The following is an 18,083-nucleotide window of genomic DNA, read 5'->3' on the forward strand; positions in this document are numbered from 1 at the left end:
ATTTGAATTTCGTTAAAAATAATTTTACCCATTCTCCGTACCTCATTTCTATCGTTGGTTCCATTATAACGAGGTTTTTTGATAAAAATACACAAAAACCCCGAATCATGGGGCTTTTTTTAAGTGTCCATGATTCGGGGTACAGTTCATTATTAGAAGCACCTTTTTTTTATTTCAAAAAATGAATGATTGTTTCTGCGAATCTCTCTGCTTCTTCATAATGCGGTGAATGACCACTTTCTCCGAATACAATATACTTCCCATTTGAAGCATCATTATTAAATATTTCAATTTGTTTTTCACACGTTACTACATCGTATTTTCCTACAATTAATAACATTGGATTTTGTATATCTTTTATTTTAGATAATAATGACGTATGACATGCTCCCTCTAATTTTAATCTATCAAAATGAATTTTGGAGCGATTTGAAAATACTTCCCACTCTTCATCACTATATAAACTATCGTCTGTCTCATCTTTTTTATAATTGTAAATCTCCATTCTTTTTTCTTCTAATTCAGCACTTAATCTTATATAAGCTTCTAACAACTCTTCTGAACTAGCATTATTAGATGAATAAGCAAAGCAGTCTTCTGCTCCCGCTTCTTTTCCATACTTTTTTAATAACGTTCCTGTCTTTTGTAATAGAGCCCTACTTGTTAATGCAAAATCGAAAGTCGGACCTTCAAATATTATTTTCTCTATTGAATTTGGATACATCGACGCATATAACAACGCTAAATATCCACCGAAAGAGTGCCCGATTACAGACCATTTCTCAATTTGTAATAGTTTTCTTATTTCCTCACAGTCTTCAACTAAATCATTTAATCCAAAAGGTTCTTCCTCAGTAATTCCTTCTGATCGACAAACTCCTCTTTGATCTATCATAATGACATATAAGGAATCTTTTAATCGTACTGCTTGATAAAATGAAAAATCATAACAGCTTTCACCTGGGCCACCGTGTAAAAATAATACTGGTTTATTTTTAGGACTTCCATGTGTTTCAACGTATAGCTTTTTCCCTCTAATGTTCATATATTTCCCAACTTCAATCAAATTTGTTTTTATTATCATCACCTTCTTTTTTTACTGAATATTATAACATTTAAACTTAAATAATCCCTATTACATTTAAAAATACGATAACTATCGCAAGTGGTGCTACAAATCGAAGTAAAAATGCCCAGATAGTAAATACTATCTTTCCATAATTTCCACCTACAAAAAATTCAGCTTCTAACACTTTCTTTTCCATCTTGAATGATACGAAAATACTAATAAATAATGCTCCCAGCGGCATTAATATATTACTAGATAAGAAGTCTACTGCATCAAAAATATTCTTCCCAAAAATCGTAATATCACTCCATACTCCAAATGATAAGGCAGATGGTATACCTGCTAGGAAAATGCAGAACCCGATGATCCATGATAGTTTAGCTCTTCTTTCTTGTTCACCATTTGCTAATGCTGAAACAACCGTCTCTAGTAGAGAAAATGCCGAGGTTAATGTGGCAAATGTAAATAGCGCAAGAAATACAGTTAAGAACAATCCTCCGAATGGAATTTGGCTAAATACAGATGGCAATACGATAAATAGTAAGCCTGGCCCTTCTGTCGGCTCCATGCCTAACGAAAATACTGCTGGAAAAATGGCAAGACCTGCAAATAAAGAGACGAATAAATTCAATCCAACAATTGTTATTGCTGATTTTGGTAAACTTTCTTTTTTATTTAAATACGAGCTATACGTAACCATAATCGAAATCCCTATACTAATCGCAAAGAATGATTGGCCCATTGCGAATAAAATACTTTCTGAAGTAATCTTCGAGAAATCTGGTTGTAAGAAAAACTTCACGCCTTGCATCGCATTATCCAGTGTTAATGAACGAATAATAAGAGCGACAAATAAAACGAACAATGCTGGTAGCATATATTTACTTGCTTTTTCAATTCCATTTTGTACACCTTTTGATACAACCCATATCGTAATGAACATAAATGCAAAATGACCGATAATGGCCCAAGTCGGATTTCCAATTGTCTCTGTGAATAATGCACTATAATTTTGTCCCGGAGTAATAAGCTGTCCTGTTACTCCCCTGAAAAAATATATTAAAACCCAGCCACCTACAACACTATAAAATGATAGCAATATAAAACAAGTTCCAACGCCAAGACGGCCAATCCAGTGCCATCCTGTATTTGGTGCGATACTTTTAAATGCTCCAACTGCTTGTTTCTGTGTACTGCGTCCAATCATAAATTCAGCTATAAGTAGCGGTAGTCCAATTAATACAGTAAATAATATAAAGATTAAAAAGAATGCCCCTCCCCCGCTCTTTCCAGCGATATAAGGAAACTTCCATATTGCGCCAAGTCCAATTGCTGATCCTGCTGCTGCCATTATAAAACCTAATTTCGAAGTCCATTGCTCCGTCTGTTTCATCCTATTTTCCTCCTGTTAAAATCATTTTATATTAATAAACAAATAAATATTATTGATCAATCTGAATAAAACCTCCATTTCTTTTTCTATAAAATAAAAAAATGGCTTAGCGTCTCTATATAAAGAGACGCTAAGCCATTTACTTAACGCGGTACCACCCTTATTGATTCCATTATGAATCCACCTTAGTAGTAATCGTTTGATTACAAACCTAATATCGAAGGTTAACCGTTAAGATTTACTAAGAATGTGATTCCGTTCCACCTTACTGCTCCTAGGCGAGTTCAGGATGTCATTTGACTATGTCGCACCAACCCATAGCTCTCTGTACAAATACATGACCTTACTACTCCTATTCAATGCATTTTAATATTTAGAATATATTTTCTTTTGAAATTAATATGAAGTATATCGGTTATATTTATAACTGTCAAGGGCTATGTTAATTTTTTGTCGAAAATGATTTTTATAAACTTTCAATGTAAAAATGAAAGAACAGTAAAAAAGCATCTTCGCGATAATCGCGAAGATGCTTTTTTATGGTATAAGACGTGTACAATCTCTCGGAAAAGCACTCGCTTCTCTAACATTTGATAATTCTAAAAGCTTATACACAACTCGTTCTAATCCAATTCCAAAGCCACCATGCGGTGGACATCCGTAGCGGAATGTATCTACATACGATTGAAATTTCTCTGGATGTAATCCTTTTTCTTTAAAAGATGCGAGTAACATTTCATGATTGTGAATACGCTGTGCACCTGACGTTATTTCTAATCCTTTATATAATAGGTCAAATGAATCCGTTACGGCTTCATTCTCCTTATTCGGTATTGTATACATCGGTCGCGATTCTTTCGGATAATGTGTAATAAAGACAAATTCACTTTTATATGTTTCCTTCACATATTTCCCTAGTAACTTTTCACCTTCTGTATCTAAATCCCCTTCAGGAGATTCTTTCCGATACTTCATTTTCAAAATTTCTTGCGCTTCTGCCAATGTGATTTTAGGAATTTCTGTAATGACAGGTACTGTTATTTGTAATAGTTGTAGTTCTTTTTCACATTTTTCTCCTACTTGTTGAAACATGTATCGTAAAATATCTGTTTCTAATTGCATTACTTCATGAAAATCATGAATAAATCCAAGTTCTACATCTAACGATATATATTCATTTAAATGTCTTGAAGAGTTATGATGTTCAGCCCGGTACACAGGAGCAATTTCAAAAACACGTTCGAGTCCTCCCGCTACCATCATTTGTTTATAAAACTGTGGTGATTGAGCTAAATACGCTTCTTTTTGGAAATATGGAAGCTTAAAAACATTCGCTCCTCCTTCTGCCCCTTGCGAGACAATTTTCGGAGTAAATATACGTGTGAAATCGTTCTCTATTAGGAATTCACTAAAGCTCTGAACGAGTATAGATTTCACTTTAAATACCGCCGCGATTCGCTCATGCCTTAACGATAATACTCGCTCATTCAATAATTGATCTAGGCCAACTTGTAACTTTTTTTTATTTATTTCAAATGGGAGTGATTCTGCTCCATTTAGTACTTCCACTTCATGTGCAAGTACTTCAACACCTAATTCTGTTTTCGGTGTCTCTACTATTTCTCCAATTATTTGGACCACACTTTCAACATCAACTTTGTATCCGGCTAACTCGTTTTCTAATACACATTGAATAACTCCCGTTCGGTCCCTTAATAATAAAAAACTAACATTCCCTAGATGACGAATCTTTTTTACCCATCCTTGTAGTAATACAACCTTCCCGCCATGTTCCGTACATTCTCGTGTGAGTGAACGCTTCATTATTTGATCCATTATATTTCCCTCCATTAATTTTATTTTTATTTACGTTATTGTTGTCATCGTCATCATCCACGGTCACTCACCTCCTTTCAAAGAATACAAAAATCCGCCCCTATAAATAGGGACGGATTTTTCCGCGGTACCACCCAAATTGTCATAATGACCATCTTAGCCCTGATAACGGTAGGTACCGTTTGCTTTTACTAATTATCACGTTCAAAGCAACACTCACAGGTGTCTTTCCATCATGCGGTATCGCAATCTTCCCAGCAACCGATTGCTCTCTGTAGACCCTTGCATCATGTACTTTTCCTAATCATCACTTTTTATATTTACAGAGTATTCTATCTCTTTATTTTATAAAACGCAAGCCCTTTTAGAAAAATATTGCGATTTTTCACTAAACAGAGCCCTTCTAAAGATATGTAACATGAACATTGAACTCTATACAATTATCATTTGACAGCTTAGAAATATTTTATCCTTATCAAATTCTTTCAATCGAACTTTTTTCCATTTTATTACATAAAACACGAGTTTCCCACGCATATTATTATTAAAGTTTTATCGGAGGTGTACATATGAAAAAAACAATTAGTTTCTTTCTCCTACTATTATGCTTAGTTGTAGTTAATGAAGCATATGCCTATTCACCAAAATCTTTACCAATCTCTCAAAATTCTGATCAATGGCAAGTAAATATTGATGAAGTAAAAAGAACGAGTGAAAAATTGTTACAACCCAAAAAAGGTGTATTTCAAACATATCATTTCTCTGTAAAAAATCTTGGAAAAAGTGAAGTGTATAATGTACAAGTTGAAGTTTTTCGGAATGAACCAAATACGAAAACAAAATATGAACTCTTTTCCCTAAAAGAAAGTCGTCTAGCGGGCGGAAAAACTGGATTTGAACACGCTAATTTTCCAGTTTCTACAAAATCGGATAAAGTTGACGTGATCATTACGTGGCAAGAACATCCTTTCCGCTCTATGAGAAACGGTCAAAAAGTTGAATCTAGAAAATTTAAAGAGCATTTTGTTTTTAAAGAAGCAGTAAAGTGAACTTATCGGTATATGTACATTATTACCGCTACCAATAAATTTTCTAGTACCAGTTCTTAAGCAAATTAAAAACGTCGTGGCTTATAAATGCCACGACGTTTTTAATTAATTCGTACTAATTCCTCTCGCTGCCCAAATACGATCGATTTCAGCAGCATGTTGCCCGCCGTATAAAAGAGCATCTGCTTGCTTAATCGCTTTCGCTCCATCACGGAATTTCGCATTTGGCGTTAATGACCAATGTGATTGTAAAATAATTTTTGTTGCTACATCACGTCCAAAAGATTGCGCCATTTCGTATTGACCTTGAGCCCAAATTTCGCCATCATTATGCACTTCATTCGTTATATCTTTCGGGTATACTTTATTCGTATCTAATCGGCGTAAGCACGTCGGATCTGAACTAGAATAAGCAGTCGCATCCCATTCTCCAATACATGCTTTCCCGTATCCTGTTGTCGATACTGCATCTTCATAAGTAGCACCTAAGAAGTCTCCAAATCCTTCTCCCATCGCTCCACCTTCTGGTGAACTTCCGAATCCTGGCACTTGATTATCTTGAATAGAATGACCATATTCATGCGCAATAATGCCAGCATCTTCTGCATCATCTACTCCGCCAGTACCGAAAGTTAAAGCTTTCGTTGATGGAGAATAGAATGAATTATCGTCAGTTGTACCATTTACATTCACTTTAATCGAACGTTTATTAATATTTTGAAAACCTAATCCTTGAATGTAACGCTGTAATGTATCAATATGATAATATGACATAACATCTTCAAAACTATCATTTGCACGTGTATAGTTAAATTGTAAGTTTGTAGATTTCGTCTTCGCTTTTGAAGAAATCGTAACATACTCACCAATTAAAAATCCTGTACCATCTAAACCTTTTAACGTAACAGTTTTCAATTGATTCGTTAATGCTGTTGAATCTGCATCATTATTATCTTTTAACCCTGCTAAACTTCCACTAGATACGACAGGGTTAGGTAAAAATACTTTTCCTGTTCCTTCTGCTTTTCGGTTTATATCAACTTTTTTAATTAACTTTCCATTTTCCGCATCAATGAATGTTTCCCATGCACCGAATGGATTATTAGAATGGACTACCACTTTATATACAGGAATAGCGACTCCCTCTTCAACAATATATCCGAATTCTTTTTCTGTAGGAGCCCATAAGTTTTGCTCACTTTCTCCTCCAACATACGCCATCGATTTTTGTTCTGCATCTTTTTCACTAATTTTTTTCGTAACTTCCTTCACACCTGTAACAGGCTGATAATCTGAAATCGCAAGTAATCCTTTTCCCTCTCCGTTAAGAGTAACTGTAATTTGTTTTGAAAATACAGGCGCACCATTGACCACTTGTTGGAATCTAACATATGAAGCTACTGACGTTTCTGTTGTAGAAATATATTGCAAGTCTGAAAGGTCTGCCTTCAATCCATATTCCGTAGCATGTCCCTTTAAATATTCAATTGCTTTTTTCTGTGGTGAATAAGCTTCTAACTTTACTTGCTGTTGTTTTTCCAGTGCTGAAACAGTAGAAATTGTCCCCATTACTAATGGCACAGTCATTGCCATTGCCACCATTTTTTTGTTTAACATAGAACCACTCCCCCTAATAAATTGAAAACTTTACCCCATTCCTATAAGGCTATTCCTGTCCACAAGTAACGAAATAAAGTGAATCTACGAGTAATTCTATACAAACAATTCTATTACCTTTACATTTTGGGTAAGTGAAATTTTCTCAATATTTATGTGTGAAACGAGAAAAATACTGTAGAAATATATTTCTTTTGTAAATTTCTTTACCTTATGCTTTTTAAAGTAATGTGTAAAAAAATAAGTTATTTTTTACCTAACGATAGGTTGAAAATAATATTAATGAATGATACGATTTATGTAACCTTTTTTATTAGGAGGACTTATCATGAGCAAAAGTGAAGAAACACTCTCTTCCATAGTCGAAGCAAGTTATCGACTATTTGCCGGACACGGCATTGCCAAAACGACCTATACAATGATTGCTGAAGAAGTTGGTATTGCCAAGCCATCTATTTATTATTACTTTAAATCTAAAGATGCATTAATTGAAAGTATTTTTAATGAATTATGTGCAGCGATGCAGTTCTCCTCATTCTTTCATACTGAAGAATTTACGAAAGAGAATTTCATTGAGAAATGTGTTGAAATTGGCTTTAAAATGATAGACGAACAACAGAAAGATCCTTATTTTAATCGTGTATTACAAGAATATGTATTACTATCTTCAAGAAACGATATGTACAAAGATCGATTACTAACTGTACAAACAGAATATTTAAACGGATTTGAATCACTCCTAACAAAAGCAAATGAACTTCAACTCATTCAAAATAAAAATCTAGTTTCAAAAGCTCATATGTTAGCATTAGTTCTTGATAATATTGGGAATTTTATGATGTTACATTTAGATATGGATTATAAACAAATATGGATTGAAGCTGTAAATAGCATTTTTGAAAGCAGGGATTGAAGTGAATACAAAAAAGCGCATTATCGGCTTAGATTTTGCTAAAGCGTGGGCAATGTTTGGAATGTTACTAGTTAATTTCATGGTGATAACAGGGGCGGAAGGAAATGGACCTCCTCTGTTAAAAATCTCTATGACACTTTTTGAAGGTAGAGCTTCTGCCTTGTTTGTTATACTTGCTGGGATTGGCATAACTTTAATGACTAAATCATCTGTTGCTAGCCAAGAGAAAATAAAAATCAATACCAGCCGAATATTGATTTGGAAACGATCACTATTCTTATTTATTTTAGGATTATTATTGTATGTAATGGAATGGACGGGTGATATTTTACACTACTACGGCGTTTACCTTTTCATCGCTGCATTACTAATTACTGTACGAAGAACTATACTAATATGGCTTTCTATCATTATTTTACTTGCTGCACAATATCTCCAACTTACTTTCAACGCCTTCGAAGGATGGAGAGGCACAATCCCATTTATAAACTATATAGACTTTTGGACCTTAACAGGTTTTCTTCGCAACTTATTTTTTAATGGCTATCACCCTATTTTCCCATGGTTTTCTTTCTTCTTAATCGGTATGATAATTGGCAGGTTAGATCTTCATAATAGGAAAATTAGACATTGGTTGTTCTTACTGGGTTTAACAGTAACCGTAATTGTAGAGCTATTATCAAAAGGGTTAACACACCTTTTTATCCCATACATTGGTGAAGCAGCCTCTACATTTTTGTTTAACACAGGACCCATTTTACCCAATATATTATACGTCGCATCCGCTACAGGATCTGCTATTGCTATATTAATAATCTGCCTCTACATTGCTGAAAAATATGAAAATAATTGGTTTATTACTTCCATTATACAAACAGGACAATTAACATTAACGCATTATGTAAGTCATGTATTTATCGGTATTGGCGCATTGATTGTATTAAATCGTATGGAACATCAAACACTACTTTTCGTTTTATTATTTGCTACTGCATTTTTCATTTTCAGTATTTTATTTAGCGTATTATGGCGAAGGAACTTTTCTAGAGGACCTATCGAATGGATTATGCGGAAAATAACTGATTAATTTATCTTCATACAAAAAAGGAAGTTGGAATGATTCCAACTTCCTTTTTTCTTTAATTAGCCGCGTTTAATTTAATTCGGATCTTTGTCTCACCTAAAGAAAGTTCATCGTCCTCATTCGTTAAGTGACCAAATGTAAATTGCTTGACGAGTAAGTTTTCTTCTAATAAATCTTTATGATTCGTTAACGTTTGCTGTAGTTCTTCTTCTGTATCAAGAATTACATCCACTCGTAAATTAACTGGTAAATTCAACTGCTTACGATATTCTTGAACTGCACGAATAAATTCACGTGCTACTCCTTCTTGTAACAATTCTTCCGTTACATTCGTATCTAACATTACCGTATATTGACCGTTAGTCGTATTTGAAAATCCTGATTTCGCAACTTTCTCTACTAATACATCTTCAGCTGTTACAACTACTTCTTCTCCTGGTGCTACTTCGTAAACTGCTCTTTCTGTAGATACAAAGTGTTGTACTTCTTCTTTTGATAATTGTTTTAGCCAACCATTTACTGCATTCACACTTTTACCAAAATTCGGCCCAGCTGTTTTAAAATTCAGCTTTAATTGATAGGACGTGTATTTCGTTTCATCGAGTTCAACATGGAACGCTTTTACATTTAGCTCATCCATGATGATATCACGATAAGATTCCCAATCCATATCATTTTCATTATGCGCTAGTAATACAAGTTCTGCTAACGGCTGTTTTACTTTTAATGAATGTTGATTACGATTACTTCTTCCAAGTTCAACAACTTGTAAAACAGCACCCATTTCTGCTTCTAACTCAGGCTGGATAAGTGATTCGTTTACAACCGGATAATCTGCTAAATGAACGCTTCTTCCTTCTAAATTCAGATGAATATCCTCAGCTACAAACGGTGTAAATGGTGCAATTAATTTACTAATTGTCACAAGTACTTCATGAAGTGTCTCATACGCAGCTGCTTTTTCAGCATTCATACCAGACTCCCAGAAACGATTACGTGATCGTCTTACGTACCAGTTACTCACTTCATCTACAAGCGCCGCGATTTCACGAGCTGCATTCGTAAATTGATAATCATCAAGTGCTGTTCTCACTTTTTTCGTTGTGCTATGCAATCTTGATAATACCCATTCATCCAATTTCGTTCGCTTTACATCATAGGTTTCATTCGGATTATACTCATCTAAATTTGCATATAAAACGTAGAAGCTATATACGTTGACTAACGTATCTACAAATTTAGATTTTGCTTCCAGTACTGTTCTTTCAGAAAAACGCTTCGCATTCCACGGAGCACTGTCAACAAGTAGAGCCCATCTTAAAGCATCTGCACCAAACTGATTTACTAAATCAACTGGATCTAGTGCATTTCCTTTACTTTTAGACATTTTCTGTCCTTCCTCGTCTAGAACATGCCCTAGTGATAACACTCGTTTATAAGGTACTTTTCCTGTATATAGTGCTGATACTGCTAATAAACTATAAAACCATCCGCGTGTTTGATCAATGCCTTCTGCAATAACATCTGCTGGAAACTGTTCTTCAAATAACTCTTTATTTTCAAATGGATAATGATATTGTGCAAACGGCATGGAACCACTATCAAACCAAACATCGATTACTTCTGGTGTACGATTCATTGTACTTCCGCATTTTTCGCAGCAAACTTGCACTTCATCTACATACGGCTTATGCAATTCTAAATCTTCAGGTGTTTCTTTCGTACTATGCTTTCTTAATTCGGCAATGCTTTTCGGTGCGAATTGATGATCGCAGCTTTCACATTCCCATACGTTTAACGGTGTTCCCCAATATCTATTCCGGCTAATATTCCAGTCCACCATATTTTCTAAAAACTTACCAAACCGTCCATGCTTCATATGGTCTGGATACCACTTAACAGAATCATTATTTCGTAAAAATGTTTCTTTAATCTCAGTTGTTCGGATTAACCAGCTTTCTCCTGCATAATAAAGTAATGGTGAATCACAGCGCCAGCAATGCGGATAGCTATGTTCATATTTTTCTTTATGATATAGCAAACCTTCTTTAGCTAAATAACGAACGATATCAACGTCACATTCTTTTACAAACTTACCTTTAAGAAATGGTACTGCATCCGTATACTCACCTTTCTCATCTACAACATGTAAGAACGACAATCCTTCACTTTGAACGACTCTATAATCGTCCTCCCCATATGCTGGAGCGATATGAACGAGTCCTGTACCACTATCTGCAGTTACAAAATCTGCTGCAATTACGTGGTACCCATTTGTAACTTCCTTCATCGGAAACGGTGCTGTATAAGATGTGTTTACTAATTCTTCGCCTTTATGAACGGATAATACTTCATAGTTTTCTTTTAGTACTTCTTGTACACGCTCTTTCGCAACAATGTATACATACCCTTCTTGTTTCGCTTTAACGTATTCCATATTTGGATGTACAGCAAGTGCAACATTCGCTGGAAGTGTCCACGGCGTTGTCGTCCATCCAAGGAAATATTCATTTTCACTATTTTTCACTTTAAACTTAACTGTCGCGCTTAAATCTTTCACTGTTTTATATCCTTGTGCAACTTCATGTGAACTAAGAGATGTTTGACAGCTTGGGCAGTACGGTGAAACTCTATGCCCTTTATATAACAAGCCTTTTTCATGAATCGTCCCTAAAATATTCCATACACTTTCGATATATGGATTCTCTAGAGTAACATACGGATCATCCATATCTACCCAATATCCAATACTCTCCGTAAATTCACGCCACTGCTTCTCATATGTGAATACACTCTCTTTACACTTTTGAATAAATGGTTCAATGCCGTACTCTTCGATTTCATGTTTACCTGAAATACCAAGTTGCTTTTCAACACCTAATTCTACAGGTAATCCATGTGTATCCCATCCGGCTTTTCTTAACACTTTATATCCAGCCATCGTTTTATATCTCGCTACTAAATCTTTAATCGCCCGCCCAAGTGCATGGCCGACGTGTGGTAATCCGTTCGCTGTCGGTGGCCCTTCATAAAACACAAAAGATTGTGCACCTTCTCGATTCTGAATTGATTGCTCGAAAATACTTTGTTCATTCCACTGCTTACGAATACGTTTTTCTCTCTCTACAGCTGACTCTTTTACATCTACTTTTTTCATGTACAATCACTCCTTTGAATGTTTTAAAAAGCACACAAAAAACCCGTCCCTATGAAGTAGGGACGGGTTTACCCGCGTTACCACCCTAATTCTATTAGCTTTTCACTAATAGCACTTAGCAACGTACTAACATACGCGTTCTTTGTAACGGTAGACATCCGTCCGAGCTTACTTTATTCAGCCACGGCTCCTCGGAGATGATTTTCAAATAACGTCTGCACACCGGCTTTCAGCAATACACCGGCTCTCTGGAGAACAGCTCACTATTTTACTCTTTCTCGTCTTCAGATTTGTATACTTTATTAAAAGTTATTTTATGCCATTAAACAATTAATTGTCAACTAATTCGAAATATATTTTTATTTATACCCTTTTTCTCTATTCTTATACAATTACTTTTCAAATTCTCGCAATCCTGCTAAATCTTCATCTTCCTCTGCAAGTTCAGCGAAAAATCCTGTTTCATCTTCACGAAGCACAATTTCAAGTTCATCTCTTGCCTCTTCATTTCTGTTTAATAATGTTAAATAACAAGCATGATCGTATCTTGCTAGCAAGTCAGTAGCATCAATTGCTAATATTTCACTTGTTATTTTTTCTGCCTTTGTCGTTTGCCCAGCTCTATGATACGAAGATGCTAAAGCAAGAAGAATTGCTGTTTCATTTGGATGATGTACAGAAGCGTCTTCTAATAACTGAATCGAGTCCTCAATTCTCTCTTGACTTTGATATATTTCTGCTAAAGAAAGGAATCCTCTACTTACAAATGGTGTTTTCTCAATTAATTGCAAGTAAATTTTTTCGGCTTTTCTTTCTTCGCCTAGCTTACATAATACATTCGCTTGTAGAAGAAGTGTATCATAATCATCCGGTAGCTCGCGAACCATTTGTTTCGTTAATTCAAAAGCATCTCGTAACATATCTTCTTCTTCACACTCAATGAAAAGATTTACAAGTTGCTTCGCTACATCATAATCCCACTTATTTTCTAACGATGTTTGTAAAACCTCTATAGCTTCTTTATTCATCGCCGCATTCTCATAAAATATTGCGAAACGCTGCGCTGTCATACTATTTTTCGGATTTAACTTTAAGGAGATTTCAAATAAATCGATAACAACTGTAATCATTGAAATTTCCTTCGCACGATTTTTCATGCGATAAAATGCTCTTGTAAATATAGATTTTTTCGGTTGCTCATTTTGCTGTCTTTCTACTAATCTTTCGGCAACCGCAGTAGCTGCATACATAAACGCTGTACTTCTTTCTGCTTTTTTCACCTTTAACGTATGAAGTACGTCTCGTATTTGGGATAATTTTTTATGTTGCTCCATTGCTTTTACGTACACACCAAAAATACGTTCACTTTCCAAATCTTTATGCATTACTTTCAGCGCAACTTCGATTGCTTCTGCACTCTGCTTTTTAACTAGCAATTTCGCATAATGATATAGTACTTCCACATGCGCTTCATCTATTTTCATTGCGCATTCGATATATTCTTTTTCTTTATTTACCTCATTCATCGCACCATATACATATGCAATTGCATCTAAACGCCATATTTCTGGTACCTCTTCTGCTAATTGTTCTAGTTCAACTAGCAATTCTTCATGAAGATTCAAATCTACTGAAAGCTGTGCCAAATATTCCATATTAATATGCAAGGGCTCTTCTTTCATTGCCTGGACCATATGACTTTGTTCTTTAGAACTATTTTCTTCTTTTTCATATATTTCTGCTAGTTGCACATGTACACCTGTGAAATTCTTATCCATTTCTAAACATGTTTCATACGCATGCTTCGCTTCTTGAAATTGCCCTAACGCCATGAATGTTTCACCGATTCGAAAATACGGCAATGAATCCTGTTTTTTCTTAAGTGCATCATTATACCGTTTTATCGCCTGATCATACTGTCCAATAGATTCATATAAAATACCAGCGTAACAACCGTATTCAATTACTTCCGTTTTCTCTTTTTCTAACGTTCTTAAAAACGCTATGCCTCGTTGCACAAAAGCTGTGTCTTTTATTCGATTTACATACTCATCCAACACGCTCGCTATATTAGCGTATACGCTTCGTATACCGTTCTCTAATTTAGAAAGTGCAAGTTTTAACTCTTTTTCATCCTCGCCTAATGCTATTTCAGCATCCCATAGCACCATACCAGCATTCATAAGGAAATCTTGATTGTCTTCAAATTGCTTATTAATACTGACAATATAGTTTTTTGCATCCTTATATTGTTCCTTTGCCATATAAACTTGAATTAAACCGAAATGAGAATATACATCTTCATTATTTTCTTCTAAAGAACGCTTATATATAGTTTCCGCTTCTTCAAGTTCATCATTTTGAAAATGAAAATCTCCTAAACGAACATATAAAGACGCCTGATCTTCACAATTTTGAATTCCTTGTAATAGAATTTCCTTCGTATTTTTCTCATCATCCAAATCCGATTCATAGATTTCCGAAAGCTTCGTATATAAATAGGCTGCTGTTTTATCTAATTGAATCGCCACTTTAAGTCCTTTTACCGCCAAATAGACTTTCCCTAAATACTGAGCACATCTTGCACGTTCATACCATATGTGCGCTTCATATTTATATTCTTTTAATAAATCATTAAAGAATCCATATGCTTCTTCATATCGTTCTAAATCTATTAAAATTAAACCGTGATTTACAAGTGTAAACCTTTCTGGACTACGTTCTATAGCTGTTAGAGAATACTCTAGCCCCTTTTCGGATTGATCCATATACATGTATGATAATGCTAAGAAACTCCACGCAACTGGTTGATCTGCATCCAATTGTAATGATGAACGAAAACTAGCAATCGATTCTGCATAATTATCTTGCTCAAAAGAGAAACGTCCATTTATAAAATGATACAACGCTTGATTGCTTTTCTTCTCCACACTTTGAAGCATCTGTCCTGCTTTTTCCATATCCTRCAGACGAATAAAACACTGTGCACTATGCAATTTCACAAAGTCAGAGCTCGGAAACTTTTTCATTAATTTTTCTATACAAAACTGAATAAAATCTTTATCTACTTCAGCATCTAAATGTTTAATCGTATATAACCAAGTGTTTGGATTTTCACTTGTTTCTTTTAAAAATAGTACTAACTTTTCAATCCCCTCTTTATCTTGCTCACCTAAATGATCTGTAAGAGAAAAGATTGTTTTATAATAAGTGTGTTCTTCCACATTTAAAAATGAAAGTTGTTCTATTCTATCTTTCGGTATAAACGTAATAGCTAAACAATCTGTATAACGATATTTTTCTTGCAACTTATCATATTCCACAAGAATCGGTTCCAAGAAATTCGGATCTTGAATATAAAAAGCTTGCAGTACATCGTCATAACCAGAAAGCACTTGTACATGGGAAGCGTGCTCAATATCTATACTTAATAAAAYGGGAATACCTTGATTGAGTAATCTCTTATAATTTTCCTCATTCCCTTGAAAATAACGATATTCGTAACCTTGCTCTTCTATATATGTAACTGTATCTGAAAACTTAGAACCTGTTACATCAAAAATATGTTGTGCAATTTCATCTTGCGTACGTTTTTCTCCCCATACCCCTAACATCATTTCCAAACTTGTCGGAACGCAATAGTTATCCTTTTGTACAACCGGAACTATCGGTAAACGAACCTTTTTTCCATCAGGATTTTTTTCTATATGATGATATAGAGAATTTTTCAAACTCTTTTCACTTTTCAATAGTGCTTGCAAATCGTGAATATTATTCATTTTATAAAATGCTTCTGCACGTAAATGTATAAAATAAGTTGTATATGCATGATGCGGAAGCATATGATTAATTTTATCTATTACCGCTAACATTTCTTCATAGCGCTCTAAATCTAATAAATATTTTACTTTTTCAAAATAGAAATATGGTACTTGAGGAAACTTTGCAATCGCATCATTAATGAGTTGTAACGCTCGCTGCTGTTCACCTTTATATGCATATAATTGCGCCAATAAGTACGTAGCTAACTCTTCACAATCTTTATGCTGCTGACCGGATAAAAGTTGTTCCTCTGCCTTCTCCCACTCACCAGTCTGTATAAATAAGTAACCCCATTTATCAAAAACTGCACGTGTACTATACTTTTCCGCCTTTTGCATATAGGCATAGGCCTCTTCATTTCGCTTCATATCTAACAAACATCTAACTAACGTAAAATATGCTTTCGTTAAAACATCCGCATCAGTTTCTTCTTCATTTACCTTTTCCAAAGAATCTTTTAATAATTGTTCAGCATCAAGAATTTTACGTTCATCAATTAATTCATCACAATATAAAGAGAGCGTTCTCATATTTGGGAATTTTTTATAAGTATAACGAATTAAAAAGGAGCTATATTGATGCATCAAACCTTCATCAGCAAGACGAATTAATGTATCAAACTCCTTGGGTGACGAGACGTTAGAAAGCCAATTCTTCACGTATGATAACTTATTCGTTTCTTTTATATGCGCAATTTCATTATTTATCTCATGTAATCCATCTACGAATCTCTTTTCTTTCAAACAAATCTCTAATTTCTTAAAATCTAGCATGCATTCACCTCAAATTATTATTTATACTGCCATTTGCAAGCAGTATTCTAACCTACTTGCTTAGATTTTACACATCATATAGTATGCATTCAACTAAAACCTCATATAATGAACGATATTATTTAATATTATTCAAGTTTATAACTAAATATCTTAAAAACGATACTTTTTCTCGTTATTTTGTTTAATTTGATGAAATAACATGTATTATTCGAAGATGGGTTTTATCTTCTTTTTTGAGCCTTCATTCAGTGGATGAATTTATATTAACGATTTGATAAGATATATCGATTTACCGAAAAATCTTGATAATAATGATAACCTATCCATATTAGAAATATAGCAATTCTCCTTCTCTCTTACTTTTCTAATATGATATTTACTTCTTTATTTCACCAAATGTAATTTTCATATTCGGAGCATATACTAAAGATGAATGCATATGAAATGCTTTAAAAAACCGTAGTTCCGCTTCATATTGAGCTAACGCTTCTTCATATGTTAATCCTCTGGCCATTAAAAGTTCTATAAATTGCTGTTTATCACCTGGATTGCCCGCAATTCCCTCTTCTTTTAATGAATGATACAAACTATATTTATCATTATGATGCATATTAGAGTCTAAAAAGTTCACCTTATCACTTACTCTACATTCGATATTTCCCACACCCAATTCACTTAAATACATAGGTATTTTGATACCGATATTTCCATCTTTATCGTTTCTCTGTGTGTCCCTTTCAAATAATTTCTGCAAAATACCTATCTGGATAATTTCCGATTGATTCTCTCCATCTAATACGTATGAAGACATATTTGACATCCAATGTGGTTCAAAACAGATTATTTTACCACCTTGTTTAATTGAATGTATCATCTTCTCTAGCATCGTTTTTGGGGAACTCATATGTAATAAGAAAGCCTGACAGATTGCTATATCATATTTATTTTCCAATTCAATTTCTGTAGCATCTCCTTCAATAAATTCTGATTCATATGGAAGCGAATGAAACAACTCTCTCGCTTCAGCTATTAATGCTTCCCCGCTATCAATGCCTGTATACTTTGATCCCTTGGGAAGCAATGGCAACAAAACTAAGCCTAAATAACCATACCCACAACCATAATCAACAATATGTACCGGTTCAGAAATCTTCCAAACTGTATTTACTAAAAAACTTAAATAATCGTCATTGTAATATAAATCTCTCGTATTTCTTAAATACGCTAGCTTACTATTCCAATCATACTCTTTCAGGTCCAGCACCTCCTTTTATATACAAAACTAAAGTTCTCCATTTAATAGTCACATTCCTACACTTCTAATAAAAAAAGCTAGTATACCTTAAATGATACACTAACTTTTCCAC

Annotated in this window: 10 protein-coding genes and 3 other annotated features; of the genes, 3 read left to right on the forward strand and 7 right to left on the reverse strand. The window is 34.3% G+C overall.

Annotation, left to right across the window (positions count from 1 at the left end; translation table 11 throughout):
- Nucleotides 1–169 precede the first annotated feature (169 nt).
- From AC1DKZ_RS25490 to aspS, 3 genes are all read right to left on the reverse strand, one after another.
- Nucleotides 170–1,084 carry an alpha/beta fold hydrolase gene (locus AC1DKZ_RS25490; RefSeq protein ID WP_476997305.1) on the reverse strand — a complete coding sequence of 305 codons (915 nt, stop codon included), beginning with the start codon at nt 1,082–1,084 and terminating at the stop codon, nt 170–172.
- 37 nt (nt 1,085–1,121) lie between these two features.
- Nucleotides 1,122–2,462 (reverse strand): sodium-dependent transporter, encoded by a 1,341-nt coding sequence (locus tag AC1DKZ_RS25495; RefSeq protein WP_113937764.1) that lies wholly within the window; start codon nt 2,460–2,462, stop codon nt 1,122–1,124.
- 120 nt (nt 2,463–2,582) lie between these two features.
- Nucleotides 2,583–2,831: a binding site (T-box leader), on the reverse strand.
- A gap of 168 nt (nt 2,832–2,999) precedes the next feature.
- On the reverse strand, nt 3,000–4,298 hold the full coding sequence (aspS, locus tag AC1DKZ_RS25500) for an aspartate--tRNA(Asn) ligase (RefSeq protein ID WP_476997306.1): 1,299 nt from the start codon (nt 4,296–4,298) through the stop codon (nt 3,000–3,002).
- Between the two features lie 105 nt (nt 4,299–4,403).
- Nucleotides 4,404–4,615, reverse strand: a binding site (T-box leader).
- A 252-nt stretch (nt 4,616–4,867) separates the two neighbouring features.
- Here aspS and AC1DKZ_RS25505 point away from each other — a divergent pair.
- On the forward strand, nt 4,868–5,347 hold the full coding sequence (locus tag AC1DKZ_RS25505; RefSeq protein ID WP_113937762.1) for a hypothetical protein: 480 nt from the start codon (nt 4,868–4,870) through the stop codon (nt 5,345–5,347).
- A gap of 105 nt (nt 5,348–5,452) precedes the next feature.
- On the opposite strand, the gene AC1DKZ_RS25510 is transcribed toward AC1DKZ_RS25505, so the two are convergent.
- On the reverse strand, nt 5,453–6,964 hold the full coding sequence (locus tag AC1DKZ_RS25510) for a M36 family metallopeptidase (RefSeq protein WP_113937761.1): 1,512 nt from the start codon (nt 6,962–6,964) through the stop codon (nt 5,453–5,455).
- Nucleotides 6,965–7,292: 328 nt separating this feature from the next.
- Here AC1DKZ_RS25510 and AC1DKZ_RS25515 point away from each other — a divergent pair, with 328 nt between their 5' ends.
- Together AC1DKZ_RS25515 and AC1DKZ_RS25520 are read left to right on the forward strand one after the other, a co-directional pair.
- On the forward strand, nt 7,293–7,877 hold the full coding sequence (locus AC1DKZ_RS25515; RefSeq protein WP_002136053.1) for a TetR/AcrR family transcriptional regulator: 585 nt from the start codon (nt 7,293–7,295) through the stop codon (nt 7,875–7,877).
- 1 nt (nt 7,878) lies between these two features.
- The gene (locus tag AC1DKZ_RS25520; RefSeq protein ID WP_476997307.1) at nt 7,879–8,964 is read left to right on the forward strand and encodes a DUF418 domain-containing protein; all 1,086 of its coding nucleotides are present in this window, start codon (nt 7,879–7,881) and stop codon (nt 8,962–8,964) included.
- Between the two features lie 52 nt (nt 8,965–9,016).
- Here AC1DKZ_RS25520 and ileS read toward each other — a convergent pair whose 3' ends face one another.
- The 3 genes from ileS to AC1DKZ_RS25535 all read right to left on the reverse strand — a co-directional run bounded on the left by ileS (nt 9,017) and on the right by AC1DKZ_RS25535 (nt 17,971).
- A complete protein-coding gene (gene ileS / locus AC1DKZ_RS25525) occupies nt 9,017–12,118 on the reverse strand; it encodes an isoleucine--tRNA ligase (protein ID WP_476997308.1) in 3,102 nt (1,033 codons plus the stop codon).
- 55 nt (nt 12,119–12,173) lie between these two features.
- Nucleotides 12,174–12,412, reverse strand: a binding site (T-box leader).
- A 98-nt stretch (nt 12,413–12,510) separates the two neighbouring features.
- Entirely contained in the window at nt 12,511–16,713 is a 4,203-nt protein-coding gene (locus AC1DKZ_RS25530) for a C39 family peptidase (RefSeq protein ID WP_476997309.1), read from the reverse strand.
- Nucleotides 16,714–17,092: 379 nt separating this feature from the next.
- Nucleotides 17,093–17,971, reverse strand: a complete 879-nt coding sequence (locus AC1DKZ_RS25535; RefSeq protein ID WP_431182195.1) for a methyltransferase domain-containing protein — start codon at nt 17,969–17,971, stop codon at nt 17,093–17,095.
- Nucleotides 17,972–18,083: the final 112 nt, after the last annotated feature.

The sequence above is a fragment of the Bacillus sp. 05T21 genome (assembly GCF_056396785.1).

Bases quoted from the DNA above. Each gene is read 5' to 3' on its own strand.
- AC1DKZ_RS25490 (WP_476997305.1), bottom strand. From the start codon at position 1,084: ATGATAATAAAAACAAATTTGATTGAAGTTGGGAAATATATGAACATT.
- AC1DKZ_RS25495 (WP_113937764.1), bottom strand. From the start codon at position 2,462: ATGAAACAGACGGAGCAATGGACTTCGAAATTAGGTTTTATAATGGCA.
- aspS (WP_476997306.1), bottom strand. From the start codon at position 4,298: ATGGATCAAATAATGAAGCGTTCACTCACACGAGAATGTACGGAACAT.
- AC1DKZ_RS25505 (WP_113937762.1), top strand. From the start codon at position 4,868: ATGAAAAAAACAATTAGTTTCTTTCTCCTACTATTATGCTTAGTTGTA.
- AC1DKZ_RS25510 (WP_113937761.1), bottom strand. From the start codon at position 6,964: ATGTTAAACAAAAAAATGGTGGCAATGGCAATGACTGTGCCATTAGTA.
- AC1DKZ_RS25515 (WP_002136053.1), top strand. From the start codon at position 7,293: ATGAGCAAAAGTGAAGAAACACTCTCTTCCATAGTCGAAGCAAGTTAT.
- ileS (WP_476997308.1), bottom strand. From the start codon at position 12,118: ATGAAAAAAGTAGATGTAAAAGAGTCAGCTGTAGAGAGAGAAAAACGT.